The organism is Catellatospora chokoriensis, from assembly GCF_011297315.1.
GTDB lineage: Bacteria > Actinomycetota > Actinomycetes > Mycobacteriales > Micromonosporaceae > Catellatospora > Catellatospora citrea.
Map to the genome: position 1 here is coordinate 1 of NZ_JAAOTI010000043.1, position 15974 is coordinate 15974.

At 72.2% G+C, this 15974-nt stretch carries 15 protein-coding genes and 1 pseudogene; 4 read left to right on the plus strand and 12 right to left on the minus strand.

The window, feature by feature from the left end; genetic code table 11:
* Nucleotides 1-553: 553 nt before the first annotated feature.
* Nucleotides 554-1822: a tyrosine--tRNA ligase gene (tyrS, locus tag HAV39_RS39085; protein WP_373311852.1), complete on the minus strand. Its 1269-nt coding sequence runs from the start codon at nucleotides 1820-1822 to the stop codon at nucleotides 554-556.
* Between the two features lie 205 nt (nucleotides 1823-2027).
* Between tyrS and HAV39_RS39090 the strand changes: the two genes are divergently transcribed.
* Complete coding sequence (locus tag HAV39_RS39090) at nucleotides 2028-2678, plus strand: hypothetical protein (RefSeq protein WP_191844151.1); 651 nt, start codon at nucleotides 2028-2030, stop codon at nucleotides 2676-2678.
* A gap of 110 nt (nucleotides 2679-2788) precedes the next feature.
* Here HAV39_RS39090 and HAV39_RS39095 read toward each other — a convergent pair whose 3' ends face one another.
* The gene (locus tag HAV39_RS39095; RefSeq protein WP_239120903.1) at nucleotides 2789-3448 is read right to left on the minus strand and encodes a DNA-3-methyladenine glycosylase; all 660 of its coding nucleotides are present in this window, start codon (nucleotides 3446-3448) and stop codon (nucleotides 2789-2791) included.
* Between the two features lie 72 nt (nucleotides 3449-3520).
* On the opposite strand from HAV39_RS39095, the gene HAV39_RS39100 reads away from it, so the two are divergent.
* Nucleotides 3521-4438: a hypothetical protein gene (locus tag HAV39_RS39100; RefSeq protein WP_191844153.1), complete on the plus strand. Its 918-nt coding sequence runs from the start codon at nucleotides 3521-3523 to the stop codon at nucleotides 4436-4438.
* A 137-nt stretch (nucleotides 4439-4575) separates the two neighbouring features.
* On the opposite strand, the gene argH is transcribed toward HAV39_RS39100, so the two are convergent.
* The 9 genes and pseudogenes from argH to HAV39_RS39145 all read right to left on the minus strand — a co-directional run bounded on the left by argH (nucleotide 4576) and on the right by HAV39_RS39145 (nucleotide 13072).
* Nucleotides 4576-5988: an argininosuccinate lyase gene (argH, locus tag HAV39_RS39105; RefSeq protein WP_191844154.1), complete on the minus strand. Its 1413-nt coding sequence runs from the start codon at nucleotides 5986-5988 to the stop codon at nucleotides 4576-4578.
* Nucleotides 5989-6111: 123 nt separating this feature from the next.
* Nucleotides 6112-6648, minus strand: a pseudogene (locus HAV39_RS39110) (arginine repressor); the annotation flags it as partial.
* Nucleotides 6649-6703: 55 nt separating this feature from the next.
* Nucleotides 6704-7651 carry an ornithine carbamoyltransferase gene (gene argF, locus HAV39_RS39115; RefSeq protein ID WP_191844156.1) on the minus strand — a complete coding sequence of 316 codons (948 nt, stop codon included), beginning with the start codon at nucleotides 7649-7651 and terminating at the stop codon, nucleotides 6704-6706.
* Entirely contained in the window at nucleotides 7648-8928 is a 1281-nt protein-coding gene (locus HAV39_RS39120) for an acetylornithine transaminase (protein ID WP_191844157.1), read from the minus strand. The genes argF and HAV39_RS39120 overlap by 4 nt, the downstream gene beginning before the upstream one ends.
* Nucleotides 8925-9815, minus strand: a complete 891-nt coding sequence (gene argB / locus HAV39_RS39125) for an acetylglutamate kinase (protein ID WP_191844158.1) — start codon at nucleotides 9813-9815, stop codon at nucleotides 8925-8927. Before argB ends, HAV39_RS39120 begins: the two co-directional genes overlap by 4 nt.
* Nucleotides 9812-10969 carry a bifunctional glutamate N-acetyltransferase/amino-acid acetyltransferase ArgJ gene (argJ, locus tag HAV39_RS39130; RefSeq protein WP_191844159.1) on the minus strand — a complete coding sequence of 386 codons (1158 nt, stop codon included), beginning with the start codon at nucleotides 10967-10969 and terminating at the stop codon, nucleotides 9812-9814. Before argJ ends, argB begins: the two co-directional genes overlap by 4 nt.
* Before the next feature lie 73 nt (nucleotides 10970-11042).
* A complete protein-coding gene (gene argC / locus HAV39_RS39135) occupies nucleotides 11043-12056 on the minus strand; it encodes an N-acetyl-gamma-glutamyl-phosphate reductase (protein WP_191844160.1) in 1014 nt (337 codons plus the stop codon).
* Between the two features lie 87 nt (nucleotides 12057-12143).
* Nucleotides 12144-12395: a hypothetical protein gene (locus HAV39_RS39140; RefSeq protein WP_120320133.1), complete on the minus strand. Its 252-nt coding sequence runs from the start codon at nucleotides 12393-12395 to the stop codon at nucleotides 12144-12146.
* Nucleotides 12392-13072 carry a TNT domain-containing protein gene (locus HAV39_RS39145; protein WP_203736616.1) on the minus strand — a complete coding sequence of 227 codons (681 nt, stop codon included), beginning with the start codon at nucleotides 13070-13072 and terminating at the stop codon, nucleotides 12392-12394. The genes HAV39_RS39140 and HAV39_RS39145 overlap by 4 nt, the downstream gene beginning before the upstream one ends.
* A 109-nt stretch (nucleotides 13073-13181) precedes the next feature.
* On the opposite strand from HAV39_RS39145, the gene HAV39_RS39150 reads away from it, so the two are divergent.
* Together HAV39_RS39150 and HAV39_RS39155 are read left to right on the plus strand one after the other, a co-directional pair.
* Nucleotides 13182-13772: an ArsR/SmtB family transcription factor gene (locus tag HAV39_RS39150; protein WP_191844162.1), complete on the plus strand. Its 591-nt coding sequence runs from the start codon at nucleotides 13182-13184 to the stop codon at nucleotides 13770-13772.
* The gene (locus HAV39_RS39155; RefSeq protein WP_191844163.1) at nucleotides 13769-15034 is read left to right on the plus strand and encodes an MFS transporter; all 1266 of its coding nucleotides are present in this window, start codon (nucleotides 13769-13771) and stop codon (nucleotides 15032-15034) included. Before HAV39_RS39150 ends, HAV39_RS39155 begins: the two co-directional genes overlap by 4 nt.
* A 222-nt stretch (nucleotides 15035-15256) precedes the next feature.
* Here the strand turns inward: HAV39_RS39155 and HAV39_RS39160 are convergent, their stop codons facing one another.
* Nucleotides 15257-15970 carry a pyrimidine reductase family protein gene (locus HAV39_RS39160; protein WP_191844164.1) on the minus strand — a complete coding sequence of 238 codons (714 nt, stop codon included), beginning with the start codon at nucleotides 15968-15970 and terminating at the stop codon, nucleotides 15257-15259.
* Between the last annotated feature and the right edge of the window lie 4 nt (nucleotides 15971-15974).

Genomic DNA, 15974 nt, shown 5'->3' on the forward strand with positions numbered 1-15974 from the left:
TCAAACCCCGACATAATAAAATGTCCAGATCTGTCCATCACCAAAGGAATCATCCAGAGGATGATCAATAATTGGCACTTGGCTTAAATAGCACCCTGTTGAGTTCTCAAAGAACAAGCACACACCGCGACGTCCAGGTCTCCCTGGCCCGTCTCCGGGGCAACTCATCCAGCCTACCCACTCGGCCGTTCCGTGTCAAATCCGAATTTTCGGATGTGTCCGGCTCGTCCGTTTGGACACCCCGAACACGCTGAACCGCTGAACCGCTGAGGTCCGTGCGAGTTTCGAGGGGAACCAGCGACCCGGCCGACGGCTTCCTCCGAGAAGATTCTCGGCGAGCTCATCCGCCCGGCTCGTCACCGGCTCGATTACCATACCCGGTTGGTTTCGGCCGATCAAATCGGCCCCACCCGGTGCGCTCCGGCCTGTTTGCTCCGACCTTCCGGTCTCGGCTGTTTTGTCCGTTCCGCGCTGGCAGAGAGAACATTACGCGGGACGCGCCGCCACTCGCAAATCGAGGGGACGCGTCCCGCGTCACATCATGGTCAACTGCCTATTTCCGCAGCTCAGCACCGGCGATGGTCTTCTTGCCACGGCGCAGCACCAGGTACTTGCCGTGCAGCAGCAGGTCCGCGGACACCGGAGCGTCCGCGTCGGTCATCCGCTCGTTGTTGACGTACGCGCCGCCCTCGGCGACCGCGCGGCGAGCCTCGCCGAGGCTCGCCGCCAGGCCGGACTCCTTGAACAGCACCGCCACGCTCGGCAGCTCGTCGACCTCGACCAGGCCCGCCTCGGCCAGCGCCGAACGCAGCGTGCCCGGCGCCAGGTCGGTGAGCGCGCCGCGGCCGAACAGGGCCTGCGAGGCCGTGATGACCTGCTCGCACTCGTCCTTGCCGTGCAGCAGCGTGGTCAGCTCCTCGGCCAGCGCCCGCTGCGCGGCCCGCGCGAACGGTCGCTCCGCGGTCTCCCGGGCCAGCTCCTCGATCTCGGCACGGGACCGGAAGCTGAACACCTTCAGGTAGTTCACGATGTCGGCGTCGGCCGCGTTGAACCAGAACTGGTAGAACGCGTACGGGCTGGTCATGGCGGCGTCCATCCACACCGACATGCCCTCGGCGCTCTTGCCGAACTTGGTGCCGTCGGCACGCGTGATCAGCGGGGTGGTGAACGCGTGCACGCCGCGCACGCCCTTGCGCCGGTTGAAGTCGACGCCGGCGATGATGTTGCCCCACTGGTCCGAGCCGCCGTGCTGCAACGTCACGCCGTAGCGCTCGTGCAGCTGGTAGAAGTCATGCGACTGCAGGATCTGGTACGCGAACTCGGTGAAGCTGATGCCGCTCTCCAGCCGCGCCTTCACCACCTCCCGCGCCAGCATCTGGTTGACCGGGAAGTGCTTGCCGACGTCGCGCAGGAACTCGATCGCCGACAGCGGCGAGGTCCAGTCCAGGTTGTTGACCATGCGAGCCGCGTTGGCGCCCTCGAACTCGAAGAACGGCTCCACCTGCCGACGGATCTTGTCGACCCAGCCGGCGACGGTCTCCTCCGAGTTCAGCGAGCGCTCGCCCTCGGCCTTCGGGTCGCCGATCAGGCCGGTCGCACCACCCACGAGCAGCACCGGGATGTTCCCCGCCTGCTGGAGCCGGCGCGCGGTGAGCACCTGCACCAGGTTGCCGACCTGAAGGCTGGGCGCGGTCGGGTCGAACCCGACATAGAACGTCACCGGCCCCTCGGCCAGGTGCTTGCGCAGCTCGTCCAGGTCGGTGGAGTCCTGCAGCAGGCCACGCCACTGCAGATCATCGAGGATGTCCGTCACGCCGTCGATTGTCGCGCATCGGGCAGACCGGCTGACAGCCGGTTTCCCCTGCCGCCCGAACCGGCGTGCCCAGCCTCTCCGCAGCCGTCGCCACAGCTCAGCGCCGGGACCGCGCGGACCGCGTACCCGGGCGGTCGAACCTGGCATGATCAGGCGGTTGCGTCGGTCGGGGCGCGGGCATAGCGCGGTCATGGAACTGTCGTTTCTTCGCGCCATGTATGACATCCCCGGTCCGTGGGCGTCGCTGTACATCGACGGGACCGATCACACCGAGGCGACCGCCGCGGCCCTGAAGCTGCGCTGGCGGGCCGCCAGGGAGACGCTGCTCGACGAGGGCATCGACGAGCCCACGCTGCTGGCGCTGGAGGGGGCGCTCGCCCAGTACCGCCGCCCGCGCAAGCGGCACGGCCTGGCCGTCTTCGCCGCGCAGGGCCGGGTGCACTACGCCGAGGCGATGCCGGAGCCGCTGTGCACCGACAGCGCCGAGATGGCGCCGCTGCCGCACGTGACGCCGCTGCTGGCCCGGCGTGACGGCGAGCCGCTGCCCGGCGGTGCCGCCGAGCCGACCGCGTGCGGCGTCGCCGACACCCTGGCGGCGTTCGAGAACCGGCAGGTCGAGGCGCTGCTGCTGGACCCGGCCGCGCTCGCGAAGGCCCGGGTGTGGATCGGCGACTCGCCCGCGGACCTGTCCGCGAGCGAGGAGCGGCTGCGGCAGCTGGGGGCGTCCCGGGCTCATCCGGTACGCGCCGAGGACGCACTGGTCCGTGCCGCGGTGCTCAACGACGCCGAGCTGATCATCGTCAACGCGGGCGAGGTGCGGCTCGACGAGGGCGTCGGCGCGGTCCTCCGCCCCGACGCGGCCTAGCCCCGACCAGACACGCCACGAACCACGATTTCATAGACGTTGGCCTATTGCACCGACTGGGAGGAGATCGAACTCGATGTAATAGGCCAACGTCTATGACGGGCGGGGTGCTACGACGTGCGGCGGGTGCCGGGGGTGTCCGAGGTGCCGGGGGTGCCGGTGCGGCGGCGGGGGGTGTGGCGGCGGTAGGCGCTCACCGACGGTTCGCCGTCCAGCCAGAAGCGCCAGGGCACGTCGTGCGCGGCGGCCACGCCCACCCGCGGGCCCGACCTGATCGTGGCCGGCGGCACGGCCGCCGCCGGGATGAGCCGGGCCGGGCCGGTCCCGTCGAGCAGCGAGGTGCGGTTGGCGGACCCGTCGATGCCCAGCGCGACCGACAGCCTGGCCGGTCCCCGGGCCAGCTCGCGGTCGGCGACCGGCCCGCGCCGGGACCGGGCCAGCTCCACTCCCCCGATCACCTTGCCCGCACGCAGCAGCACCGCGGCCGCCTCACCCTCGTGGCCCGCGGTCACGTTCATGCACCAGTGCATGCCGAACACGAAGTACACGTACAGGACCCCGGCCGGACCGAACATGACCGAGCTGCGTTCGGTGGGACCGCGGTGGCTGTGCGAGGCGGGGTCCTCGCCGACGCCCGCGTACGCCTCGACCTCGGTGATGGCCACCCGCACCCCGTTGGCCTCCAGCTGCCACCCCAGCAGGCCCCGCGCGGTGTCGACCACGTGCGAGGCGGGGGCGTCGAGCAGCGAGTAGTCCACGGGATCGGCCACGCCACCAGGGAACCTCGGCCGAGGCCCGAATACAAAATCCATGCTGTCGTACCCATCGGCGAACATCGGCGGATGTCGACTGTCTTCACCCGCGCCAGGGAGTTCGTGTTCGCGCAGGGACGGCCGCTGGAGCGGGCCCGGCTGCTGTTGCACTTCGAGTCCGGATCGGCGCGGGCGGTGTTGGACGAGCTGGCCGCATACCAGAACGACGACGGCGGCTTCGGGCACGCGCTGGAGCCGGATCTGCGTACCCCCGTGTCTTCGGCGGTGGCGACCTGGTGCGCGTGCACGGTGCTGCACGAGGTCGGTGCGGGCGCCGAGGAGCCGCTGGTGCGCCGTGCCGTCGGCTACCTGCTGGACACCTATGACGCGGCCGGCCGCCGCTGGTGGATCGTGCCGCCGGAGACGGAGGACGCCCCCCGCGCCCCGTGGTGGACGTATGCCGACATCGGCCGCACGTTCGGCGACTGCGTGCTCAACCCGACGGCGGGGCTGGCCGGGGCGCTGTGGGAGTACCGGGACCTGGTGCCGGCCGCGCTGCTGGCCGAGCTGACCGAGACGGTGCTGACCCGCCTGGAGGGCTGGGCCGGCGGGGCGGGCGGGCTCGATCGCGGCGATCTGACCGCCGCGGAGCTGTTCGTCCAGGCGCGGAACCTGCCGGACGCGGCCCGGCTGCGGGCGCTCGCCGCGATGCGACGCGCCGCGGCGAGGCTCGTGGAGAACCGGCCGGAGGCGTGGACGGAGTACCTGCTGCAGCCGCTGGACGTGGCCCAGTCGCCGGACTCGCCGCTGTTCCCGGCGGTGGATTCCGCCTCGATCGAGGCGAACCTCGACTACGTGCTGAGCAAGCAGCTTCCGGACGGGTCGTGGCCGCTGACCTGGAGCTGGGCGGAGGTCGACGCGCAGGCCTGGCCGCTGGCCGAACGGGCCGCCAAGGGCATGGTCGCCGTCGACCGCCTCCGCACCCTCCGCGCCTACGGCCGCCTCTGACGCCAGCCCTTCTTCGGCCGCCGCCCCGGTCGACCGGACCTGGATCGGCGTTTGCGGTCATGATCTGCGGCTGGAACGCGGATCATGACCGCAAACACCGATCGTGGCCGGTCAGCGAGACCGGTCGGGGACGCCGGTCAGCGGGGGACGACGGTCTCGTCGGACCAGGCGTGCCAGGTCTTGAGCTGCTCGATGACCGAGGCGAGCTGGTCGGCGACCGGGCCGGGGCCCGTCGAGCCGGGCGTGGTCCGTGCGGCCAGGGCCGACTTCACGGTCAGCACGTCGCGCACCGACGGGTCCAGGTGCTCGCTGACGGTGGCGAGATCACTGTCACTGACCTCGTGCAGCTCGCATTCGCGCACCGAGCACAGGGCCACCAGCTTGCCGGTGATCTCGTGCGCGTCGCGGAACGGCACGCCCTTGCGGACCAGCCAGTCCGCCACCTCGGTGGCCAGCGAGAAGCCGACGGGCGCCGACGCGGCGAGGCGGTCCACCCGTACCGTCATGGTGGAGATCATGCCGGCGAGCGCGGGCAGCACCAGGCTGAGCGTGTCGACGGCGTCGAAGACGGGCTCCTTGTCCTCCTGCATGTCGCGGTCGTACGTCAGCGGCAGGCCTTTGAGCATGGTCAGCACGTTGACCAGCCCGCCGATGAGCCGACCGGCCTTGCCCCGGGCCAGCTCGGCGATGTCGGCGTTCTTCTTCTGCGGCATGATCGACGAGCCGGTGGCGAAGGCGTCGTCCACCTCGACCCAGCCGAACTCGTACGACGTCCAGAGCACCACCTCCTCGCCGAGCCGCGACAGGTGCACCCCGAGCAGCGCGGTGATGAACAGGAACTCGGCGACGAAGTCGCGGTCGCTGACGGCGTCCATGGAGTTCGCGAACGAGGTGCGGAAGCCCAGTTCCTTGGAGACCGCGCCCGGGTCCAGCGGCAGGCCCGACCCGGCCAGCGCGCCGGCGCCGAGCGGGCTGACCGAGGTGCGCTCGTCCCAGTCGCGCAGCCGGTCGAGGTCGCGCAGCAGCGGCTGTACGTGCGCCAGCAGCCAGTGGCCGAAGGTGACCGGCTGGGCGTGCTGCACGTGGGTCAGGCCGGGGGCGGGCGTGTCGACGTGGCGGCCCGCCTGCTCGGTGAGCGCGTCGGCCAGCTCGGCGATGCGGGCGGCCAGGTCGCGGGCGTGGTCGCGGAGGTAGAGGCGCAGGTCGGTGGCGACCTGGTCGTTGCGGGACCGGCCGGCGCGCAGCTTGCCGCCGAGGGCGCCGAGGCGCTCCAGCAGGCCGCGTTCGAGCGCGGTGTGCACGTCCTCGTCCTCGATGGTGGGCCGGAACGTGCCGGTCGCGACCGCGGCGTCGAGGTCGTCGATGGCGGCGAGCATCTTCCCGAGCTCGTCGGGGTCGAGCAGGCCGGCCGCGGCCAGCACGCGGGCGTGGGCGCGCGAGCCGGCGAGGTCGTACGGCGCGAGCCGCCAGTCGAAGTGCACGCTCACTGACAGCCGTGCCAGCGCCTCGGCGGGTCCGTCCGCGAACCGCCCTCCCCAGAGCCGGGTCATTGCTGGTCCTTCCTGTCTGACCGCATGGCCGCGGCCGGTGGTTCGGGCAAGTTGATCACGGTCCCAGGGTAGGGACACGCCGTCGAACACGTCCTTAAGTTCATGATCAACGATGTGAGGGCGTCAGGAGGGGTCGTCGTCGAGGAGGATGAGGTCGTCGGGGGCGGTGTCGAGGCCGGCCCAGGTGGCGAACTTGGCGGCGAGGGCTTCGCCGCCGGCGGGATCGCGGGCGACGACGAAGATGGTGTCGTCGCCGGCGATGGTGCCGACCAGGTCGGGCAGGCCACTGCGGTCGATGGCGCTGGCCAGGTAGTGCGCCGCGCCGGGCGGGGTGCGCAGGACGGCGAGGTTGCCGCTGTGGTCGGTGCCGTTGAGGACCTCGCGGAGCAGGCGGATCAGGCGGGCCGGGCCGATCGCGGCAGGGCGCAGGGCCGGGTGGCCGTCCTCGGGGATCAGATAGACGGCGGGCGCGCCGTCGCGGCCGCGCACCTTGACCGCGCCCAGCTCCTCCAGGTCACGGGAGAGGGTCGCCTGCGTCACCTGCACCCCGTCCGCCGCGAGCAGCTCGGCGAGCTGGGTCTGCGACGTCACCGCGCCGCTGCGGATCAGCTCCTCGATCCGGGCGTGGCGGGCGGTGCGAGTCATCGGCGCGGTCATGCCCGTACCTCGCTTCGCTTCACTCCCACAAGAGCACCGTAGGACATGGTTCGGCCGGTCACGCCTGCTCCATGAGGAACGTCAGCAGTGCCTTCTGCGCATGCAGCCTGTTCTCGGCCTGGTCGAACACCGCGCTGGCCGCCCCGTCCATCACCTCGTCCGTGATCTCCTCGCCGCGGTGCGCGGGCAGGCAGTGCAGCACGATCGCGTCCGGGTCGGCGTGGGCCAGCAGCGCGGCATTGATCTGGTACGGCAGGAACGGGGTGATCCGGTCCAGCCCGTCCCCCTCGTGGCCCATCGAGGTCCAGGTGTCCGTGGCGATCACGTCGGCCCCGGACACGGCGTCCTTGGCCTCGGTGTACTCGGTGACCGAACCGCCGGTGCGGGCGGCGACCTCGGCCGCCTGCGCCATGATCTCCCGGTCGGGGGTGAACCCGAACGGCCCCGCGATGCGCACGTGCATGCCCGCCACCGCCCCGCCGAGCAGGTACGAGTGCGCCATGTTGTTGGCCGCGTCGCCGACGTAGGTCAGCGTGCGCCCCTGCGTGTGGCCGAGGCGCTGCCGGACCGTCTGCAGGTCGGCCAGCACCTGGCAGGGGTGGAAGTGGTTGGTGAGCGCGTTGATCACGGGCACGGTCGCCGCGGCGGCCAGCTCCTCGATCCGGGTGTCCTCGAAGGTCCGGATCACGATCGCGTCGACGTACCGGGACAGCACCTTCGCCGCGTCGGACATGGTCTCGCCCCGGCCGAAGTGCGTGTTCGTGGCGTCGATCAGCACCGCGTGCGCGCCGAGCTCGGAGATGCCGACCTCGAACGACACCCGGGTGCGCAGCGACGGCTTCTCGAACAGCACGGCGATCGACTTGCCCTCGAGGGCCTTGCGGTGCCCGCGCCGGTTCTCGGCGTACTCCTGGGCAAGCGTGAGGACCTGGTCCTGCTCGGCCGAGGTCAGGTCGTCGTCGCGCAGGAAGTGCCGTCTGGTCGGCGTGGCTGCGTGCCCGGTCATGCGGAGGCTCCGGTCTCGGTGGGGGATCCGGCCTGCGCGACGATCGCGGGCTGCGCGGCCGTCGCGGGCTGGGCGGGGGTCTCGGGCTGGGCCAGGTCGAGGGCCGCGCCGAGGGCGGCCAGGAACGCGTCGGCCTGGGCGCTGGTGAGGATCAGCGGCGGGGCGAGCCGGATCACGTCCGGCTGCGCGGCGTTGACGATGAAACCGGCGTCGAGCAGCGCCTTCTGCACCGCGGGGGCGACCGGCGCGGTGAGCACGACGCCGAGCAGCAGGCCGGCGCCGCGTACGCCGTCGACCAGCGGGTGGCGCAGCGCCTCGACGCCGCGCCGGAGCTGCTCGCCGACCCGCTTGACGTGGTCGAGCAGGCCATCGGCGGCGATGGTGCGCAGCACCGCGAGCGCCGCCGCGCAGGCCACCGGGTTGCCGCCGAACGTGGTGCCGTGCTGGCCGGGGGTGAACAGCGCCGCCGCGCCACCCGGGTGGCGCTGGGCGAACGCGCCGTCGGCGAACGCGATGGTCGCGCCGATGGGCAGGCCGCCGCCGAGTCCCTTGGCCAGGGTGATCACGTCGGGGGTGACGCCCTCGGCCTGGTGGGCGAACCAGTGCCCGGTGCGGCCGACGCCGGTCTGCACCTCGTCGAGCACCAGCAGCGCGCCGTGCCGGGCGGTGATCTCCCGGGCCGCGGCGAGGAAGCCGGGCGGGGCCGGCACGACGCCCGCCTCTCCCATGATCGGCTCCAGGATCACCATGGCGGTCTGGTCGCTGACCGCCGCGGCCAGGGCCTCGACGTCGCCGTAGGGGATGTGCGTGACATCGCCCGGCAGCGGCCGGAACGGGTCGGCCTTGGCGGGCTGGCCGGTCAGCGCCAGCGCGCCCATGGTGCGGCCGTGGAACGCCTGCTCGCAGGCGACGACGTGGGTGCGCCCGGTGCGCCGGGCGAGCTTGAAGGCGGCCTCGTTGGCCTCCGCGCCGGAGTTGGCGAAGAACACCCTGCCGGGGCGGCCGGTCAGCGCGAGCAGCAGCTCGGCCAGGGCCACCGGCGGCTCGGCGACGAACAGGTTGGACACGTGCCCGAGCTGGGAGATCTGCTTGGTGACCGCGGCGACGACGGCCGGGTGGCCGTGGCCGAGCGCGTTGACCGCGATCCCGGACAGCAGGTCGACGTAGGAGCGGCCCGCGTCGTCCACGACGACCGAGCCCGCCCCGCTGACCAGCGCCAGCGGCGGGGTGCCGTAGTTGTCCATCAGCGACTGCTGCCACCGCTGCGTGAGCGTCATGATGCCGTTCCGTCCAGGTCATCGGGGACGACCATGGTGCCGAACCCCTCATCGGTGAAGATCTCGAGCAGGGTGGAGTGCGGCACCCGGCCGTCGACCACGGCCGCGGCGGGCACGCCGCCCCGCACCGCGCGCAGGCACGCCTCCATCTTCGGCACCATGCCGGCGGACAGGCTCGGCAGCAGCACCTCCAGCTCCTTGGCCGTCATCCTCGAGATGAGGCTGTCGGTGTCGGGCCAGTTCGCGTACACGCCGGGCACGTCGGTGAGCACGATCAGCTTGCGCGCGCCGAGCGCGATGGCGAGCGCGGCGGCGGCGGTGTCGGCGTTGAGGTTGTGCGGCACGCCGTGCGCGTCGGGGGCGACCGTGGACACCACCGGGATGTGCCCGGCGGCCAGCAGGGCGTCGATCAGCGCGGTGTCGACGTCGAGCACGTCGCCGACCTGGCCGATGTCGACGGGCTCGCCGTCGATGACGGCGTGGCGGCGTACCGCGGTGAACAGGCCCGCGTCGTCGCCGGACAGGCCCACCGCGTGCGGGCCGTGGCCGTTGATCTCGGTGACCAGGTCCTTGCCGACCGACAGCAGCACCATGCGCACGACGCTCATCGCCTCGGCGGTGGTGACCCGCAGGCCGCCCTTGAACTCCGAGGCGATGCCCACCCGGTCCAGCATGGCCGAGATCTGCGGGCCGCCGCCGTGCACCACGACCGGCCGCAGCCCGACCGCGCGCAGGTAGGCCATGTCCGCCGCGAACGACGCGCGCAGCTCGGGCGTGGTCATCGCGTGGCCGCCGTACTTGACCACGATCGTCTCCCCGTGCAGCTTCGTCAGCCACGGCAACGTCGCGACCAGCACGGCCGGGTCCAGCTCGCTCCGCTCGCTCATGACGAGTACGCCGAGTTCTCGTGCACGTATGCGTGGGACAGGTCGTTGGTCCACACGGTGGCGCTGTGGTCACCGGCGTTGAGGTCCACGGTGATGCGCACCTCGACCCCGGACAGGTCCACCTTGCCGCGGTCCTCGGCCGCCGCGCCGGCCCGGCAGATCCACACGTCGTTGATGGCCACGTTCAGCTCGTCGGACTCGAAGACGGCGTCGGTGCAGCCGACCGCGGCCAGGATCCGGCCCCAGTTGGGGTCCTTGCCGAACAGGGCGGTCTTGACCAGGTTGTTGCGGGCGATCTCCCGGCCCACGATCACCGCGTCGTCCTCGGAGTCAGCGTTGACGACCTCGATGGCGATCTGCTTGGTGTGCCCCTCGGCGTCGGCCAGCAGTTGCTGGGCGAGGTCGTGGCAGGCCCGGGTGACGGCGGCGGTCAGCTCCTCCTGCGTCGGCTCGACGCCGGACGCGCCGGAGGCCAGCAGCAGCACCGTGTCGTTGGTCGACATGCAGCCGTCGGAGTCGAGCCGGTCGAAGGTGACCCGGCAGGCCTCGCGCAGCGCCTCGTCGAGGGCGTCGCCGCCGGCCATCGCGTCGGTCGTCAGCACGCACAGCATCGTCGCCAGCGACGGGGCGAGCATACCCGCGCCCTTGGCCATGCCGCCGACGGTCCAGCCGTCGCCGGTCACCACCTCGACCACCTTGGGCCGGGTGTCGGTGGTCATGATGGCCTCCGCCGCGGCGAAGCCACCAGCCTTGGCCAGCGCCTTGGTCGCTCCGTCGACGCCCGCCAGCAGCTTGGGCATGGGCAGCCGCTCGCCGATCAGCCCGGTCGAGCAGACCGCGACCTGGCCCGCGCCCATGCCGCCCAGCCGGGAGGCGACGTACTCGGCGGTGGAGTGGGTGTCCTGGAAGCCGCCCGGACCGGTGCAGGCGTTCGCGCCGCCGGAGTTGAGCACGACGACCTTGACCGCACGACCCTTGATCACCTGCTGCGACCAGAGGACCGGGGCGGCCTTGACCCGGTTGGCGGTGAACACGCCCGCGGCGGTGGCGTCGGGGCCGTCGTTGACGACGAGCGCCAGGTCCAGCGCACCGGTGCTCTTCAGCCCGGCGGCGACACCGGCGGCCCGAAAGCCCTTGGGGGAGGTGACGGTCATGCCGACACCTCGCTACGCTCGCCGTCGGCCTGACCGTTGAAGGCCTGCAACATGGTTCGTTCGCTTCGCTCGCTCACGGTGCCACTCCGAAAACGGACAGGCCGGAGGTCTCCGGCAGGTCGAACATGATGTTGGCGCACTGCACGGCCTGCGCCGCGGCGCCCTTGCCGAGGTTGTCGATCGCGCTGACCACGATGATCCGGCCGCTGTCGACATCCACGGTGGCCTGCAGGTGTGCGGAAGCCGAACCCAGGGTGGCGGCGGTGTGCGGCCAGGCCCCTTCGGGCAGCAGGTGCACGAGCGGCTCGTCGCCGTACGCCTCGGCGAGCACCGCGCGCACCACGCCCGCGGTGATGTCGCAGTTGGTGGGCTTGGCGGTGACCGTGGCCAGGATGCCCCGCGGCATCGGCGCGAGCACCGGGGTGAACGACAGGCTCGCCGCGCCGGTGGCCTGCTTGATCTCCGGCACGTGCTGGTGCGCCCCCACCTTGTACGGGCTGAGGTCCCCCATCACCTCGCTGCCCAGCAGGTGGAGCTTGGCCGACTTGCCCGCACCGGAGGTGCCGGAGGCGGCGACCACGACCACGTCCTTCGGCTCGGCCAGCCCGCTGTGCAGCAGCGGCGCGAGCGCGAGCGTGGTGGCCACGGCGTAGCAGCCGGTCGCGGCGACCCGGGCCGAGCCCGCGATCAGCTCGCGCTGGCCGGGCAGCTCGGGCAGGCCGTAGGTCCACGCCCCGGCGTGCTCGCCGCCGTAGTAGCGGGTCCACGCGGCCGCGTCGTGCAGCCGGTGGTCCGCGCCGAGGTCGACGACCTTCGCGGTGGCGGGCAGGGAGGCCGCCACCGCGCCCGACTCGCCGTGCGGCAGGGCCAGGAAGACGAGGTCGGTGTCGGCGAAGACGTCGGCAGTGGTCTCGGTCAGAATGAGGTCCAGCCCCGTCAGGTGCGGGTGCACCGCCGCGACCGGTTTGCCGGCCTGGCTGTGCGCCGTGGCCGCGACGAGCTCGAACTCGGGGTGCCCGGCGATGAGGCGCAGCAGCTCGCCGCCCGCGTACCCGCTGGCCCCGGCGACGCCGATCCGGATTCCCATACCTACCTCCGCATAAACATTCGCCATGAGCATACGGCCCGGTGCATGTTCATGCAAATGAGGCCCGCGTCACTCATCCGGACTGTGTCATTCGTCAGGAAACCCGGTCAGCACCTCGTAGAACCGGGTGCACGCGGCAGCCTCGGTGTCGAGGACCTCGCGGACGTCGTACACGCCGCGCTCGTAGGAGCCGATCTCCCAGCCGTCGCCGGCCGGACGCAGGAACCAGAAGTCGGTGGGGATCGGCACGTGCTCGTGCACGCCCGGCACCTGGAACGACTCCGAGGGCTGCCCCGCTTCGAGCAGCGCGGTGACGAGCACGTGCCGATCCGGGATCACCCGCGCACCGCCGGCAGCTCCTCGACCAGGTAGCCGTTGGACAGCAGCCAGGTCACGCTCAGCCGCGTGCCCGCCTCGGGCAGGTAACCCGGCATCAGCTTGTACTGCATACCCAGGCCGGGCTGGCCGAACCAGGGCGCGGTCATGCCCGCGTCCACGGTGAACGCCCTGGCCACGCAGTAGACGTGGTAGTTGGCCTGGGGCGCGTCCTGCGGGGTGTTCAGGTTCTGCGGCGGCAGCGCCCGGTCGGCGTACGGGGTGCGCACCGGGGCCAGGAAGGAGCCGCCCGCGAAGCCGAAGCGGTCGAGCCGGGCGCCCACGGCGAGCTCCAGCGGGTTGCGGTCGACCATGTCGCCGTGGGTCATGAAGCCGTCGTTCGGCGGGTAGACCCAGCTGGCCCCGTCGCGGAACTGCGCGACGAAGTCGGCCTCGGCCAGCGTGCCGAAGCGCTGGTAGCCGTGCAGCAGCGGGCCGACCGCCCCGGAGCGGGGCAGCGGCTTCGGGCCCAGTTCCGGCTGGGCCGGGTCGTAGAACCGCTGGGTCGCCGGGGCGAGCGCCGGTGTGCCGGGGCGGCATTCGCCGCGGCCGTAGCCGAGCGCGGCGGACGCGTCGGCGGCCGGGGCGAGCGGGACGAGCAGTGCCGCGGCAAGCGTGGCGAGCAGGAGACGGATTTTCACAAAACCCCCGTTAGTGAAGCAATAGGCATGATCACTAACGGGCGGACGGGCCGCGGAGTTGCTACGGAGGCACTCCCCAATAAACGTTGGGTGGTCTAGACTCCCCAACATGTCTTTGGGAGACGAGCCCGACCCGGCACCGTCCGGCCGCACGGTCACCGGCGACCTGCGCGCCCTGGCCCACCCGATCCGGCTGCGCATCCTGTCCCTGCTCACCGGTGCGGAGATGACCGCCGCCGAGGTCGCCCGCGAGCTCCGCATCACCCACGCCAACGCCAGCTACCACCTGCGGCTGCTGCTCAACGCCGACTCGATCGAGGTCGCCGGGGAGGAAAGGATCCGCGGCGGTCAGGCCAAGCGCTACCGGTACGACGTCAGCAAGGCGTTCACCCCGCCCCCCGACCGGGCGCACCCCCAGCCCGACGACGTCCAGATCGTCTACGCCGCGCTCGCCGCCGAACTCCAGCGCCGCGCCCGCGAGATCGTCACCGGCCCCGAGGCCGTCGGCACCTTGACCGACGCCGAACTCTGGGTCGACCTCGACGAGTGGAAGCAGATCCGCGACCGGGTCGCGCAGGCCAGCGAGCACCTGCACCGCATCGCCCAGCGCCCGCACAGCCCCGGCACGGTACGCGTCAGCGCCTCCATCGCGCTGTTCCGCATGCGAGACGCCGCCCCCACCCCCCAGGAGCAGCAATGAGCACCTTGCGCGAATCGCTGGCGCCGCTGCGCCACGCGCCCTACCGCCACCTGGTGACCGGCCGGGTGATCAGCCTGCTCGGCAACGCCGTGGCGCCCATCGCGCTGGCTTTCGCCGTGCTGGACCTGACCGACTCCCCCGTCGCCCTCGGCCTGGTCGTCGGGGCCCGGTCCCTGACCAACGTGCTGTTCGTGCTGTTCGGCGGCGTCCTCGCCGACCGGCTCCCCCGGCACCTGGTCATGGTCGGCTCCAGCGTGCTGGCCGCGCTCACCCAGGCTGCGGTCGCCGCGCTGGTGCTCACCGGCACCGCGACGGTCCCGCTGCTCATCGGCCTGAGCGCGGTCAACGGCGTGGTCAGCGCGATCGCCATGCCGGCCACCGCGGCACTGCTGCCGCAGACCGTGCCCGGCGACCAGCTCACGCCCGCCAACGCGCTCAACCGCCTCGGCGGCAACACCGCCATGATCGCCGGAGCGGCGCTGGGCGGCGTGCTGGTCGCCGCCGTCGGCCCCGGCTGGGGCCTGGCCGTCGACGCCGCCACCTTCGGGCTGGGCGCGGTCGCGTTCGCGCTGGTACGCGTACCCGAGGTGCGCGACCGCACCGCCCCGCGCCAGAGCACCCTGCACGAGCTGCGCGTGGGCTGGACCGAGTTCGTCTCCCGCAGCTGGGTCTGGACCGTCGTACTGGCCGTCATGTTCATCAACGCGGCGCACTCCGGCGCGATGGGCGTGCTCGGACCCACCGTCGCCGACCGGACCATCGAGCGCTCCGGCTGGGGTGTCGTGCTGGCGGTGGAGACCGCCGGGATGGTCGCCGGGGCGGTGCTGGCGCTGCGGTTGCGCGTACGGCGGCCGCTGCTGGTCGGCTGCGCGTCCCTGATCGTCTTCGTGCTGCCGACGGTGGCGCTGGCCGAGTCGCCGACGCTGCCGGTGCTCATGGTCTGCGGCTTCCTGGCCGGGATCGCCGTCGAGCAGTTCGCCATCGCCTGGGACTCGTCGCTGCAGCGGCACGTGCCCGCCGACCGGCTCGCCCGGGTGTACTCCTACGACATGCTCGGCTCGTTCCTGGCCATCCCGGTCGGCCAGGTGCTCGCCGGTCCGCTCGACGGATGGATCGGCACCGAGAACGCCCTGCTCTGCGCGGCGGCCGTGATGGCCCTCGGCGTCGTCGGCATGCTCGCCAACCACGGCGTACGCCACCTGCGCGCCGACACCCCCGTCACCCCCGCCACCACCCCCGAACCCACCGCGGTCGCCGCCTGACCGCCGCGCCGCGCCGCGAAGATCGCCGTCTGGTGTCAGATCCTCGGCTCCCACCGCAGATCACGACACCAGACGGCGATCTTCCGCGCGAGATCCATGGACTTGCCCGGCAGGTGGGCGAATCCGAGCTCAAGATACGCACAGGTGCCCGACAAATCCGACGATCTTGACCAACCCGGCGGCGCGCGGGACGCGGGCCCGAAGTGTGCGAGCCGCGACGGGTCAGCGGGTGCGGGTGTGGCGGAGGAAGAGGTGGGTGCCGTCGGTGAGGACGTGGGCGGGGGTCATGCGGTGGGGGGCGGCGGGCGGGCCGGCGACGATGCGGACGGAGCCGGGTCCGGCCAGGGTCGGGCTTACGGTGAGGCACAGTTCGTCGACCAGGTCGGCGGCGACCAGGCTGCCCAGCAGGTGGGGGCCGCCTTCGCAGAGGATCTGGGACAGGCCGCGGGCGGCGAGCTCGGCCACCATGACCGCCGGGTCGACCGAGGAGTCGCCGCAGTCGATCACCTCGGCGGCGTCGGGGTACGCGTGCGGCGCGGAGGCGTACGTGATGACGATCGGCCGGGCGGGCGGGTCCGCGAAGAACCTCTCCGGGACGTCGCCGCCGCGGGTCACCACCGCGAACCGCGGGTGCGGGGTGAGCCCGTGCGCCACCCGCCAGGCCTGGGCCTGCTCGTCGAGCAGCGTCGCGCCGTAGCCCTCGACCCGGATCGTGCCCGCGCCGACCACGACCACGTCGGCCTGCGTCCGCAGCCGCTTCATCAGGTCCTGGTCGGCGGGGCCGCCCAGCGACCCGGAGCGGCCTTCGAGGGTGGCCGCCCCGTCCAGTGACGTGATCATGTTGACCCGCAGCAGCGGCCCGTCCGCGCGCGGATAGGCGGCGAGCAGCTCGCCGTCGGACAGCTCACCGGCCGGTTCGGGCCACAGCCTGCGCATACGC

Excerpts from the sequence above, each read along its gene's own strand:
- argH (WP_191844154.1), bottom strand. The coding sequence starts at position 5,988 with ATGACCCGGCTCTGGGGAGGGCGGTTCGCGGACGGACCCGCCGAGGCG.
- argJ (WP_191844159.1), bottom strand. The coding sequence starts at position 10,969 with ATGACCGTCACCTCCCCCAAGGGCTTTCGGGCCGCCGGTGTCGCCGCC.
- HAV39_RS39150 (WP_191844162.1), top strand. The coding sequence starts at position 13,182 with ATGTCTTTGGGAGACGAGCCCGACCCGGCACCGTCCGGCCGCACGGTC.
- HAV39_RS39160 (WP_191844164.1), bottom strand. The coding sequence starts at position 15,970 with ATGCGCAGGCTGTGGCCCGAACCGGCCGGTGAGCTGTCCGACGGCGAG.
- argB (WP_191844158.1), bottom strand. The coding sequence starts at position 9,815 with ATGAGCGAGCGGAGCGAGCTGGACCCGGCCGTGCTGGTCGCGACGTTG.
- HAV39_RS39100 (WP_191844153.1), top strand. The coding sequence starts at position 3,521 with ATGTCGACTGTCTTCACCCGCGCCAGGGAGTTCGTGTTCGCGCAGGGA.
- HAV39_RS39155 (WP_191844163.1), top strand. The coding sequence starts at position 13,769 with ATGAGCACCTTGCGCGAATCGCTGGCGCCGCTGCGCCACGCGCCCTAC.
- argF (WP_191844156.1), bottom strand. The coding sequence starts at position 7,651 with ATGACCGGGCACGCAGCCACGCCGACCAGACGGCACTTCCTGCGCGAC.
- HAV39_RS39120 (WP_191844157.1), bottom strand. The coding sequence starts at position 8,928 with ATGACGCTCACGCAGCGGTGGCAGCAGTCGCTGATGGACAACTACGGC.
- HAV39_RS39090 (WP_191844151.1), top strand. The coding sequence starts at position 2,028 with ATGTATGACATCCCCGGTCCGTGGGCGTCGCTGTACATCGACGGGACC.
- argC (WP_191844160.1), bottom strand. The coding sequence starts at position 12,056 with ATGGGAATCCGGATCGGCGTCGCCGGGGCCAGCGGGTACGCGGGCGGC.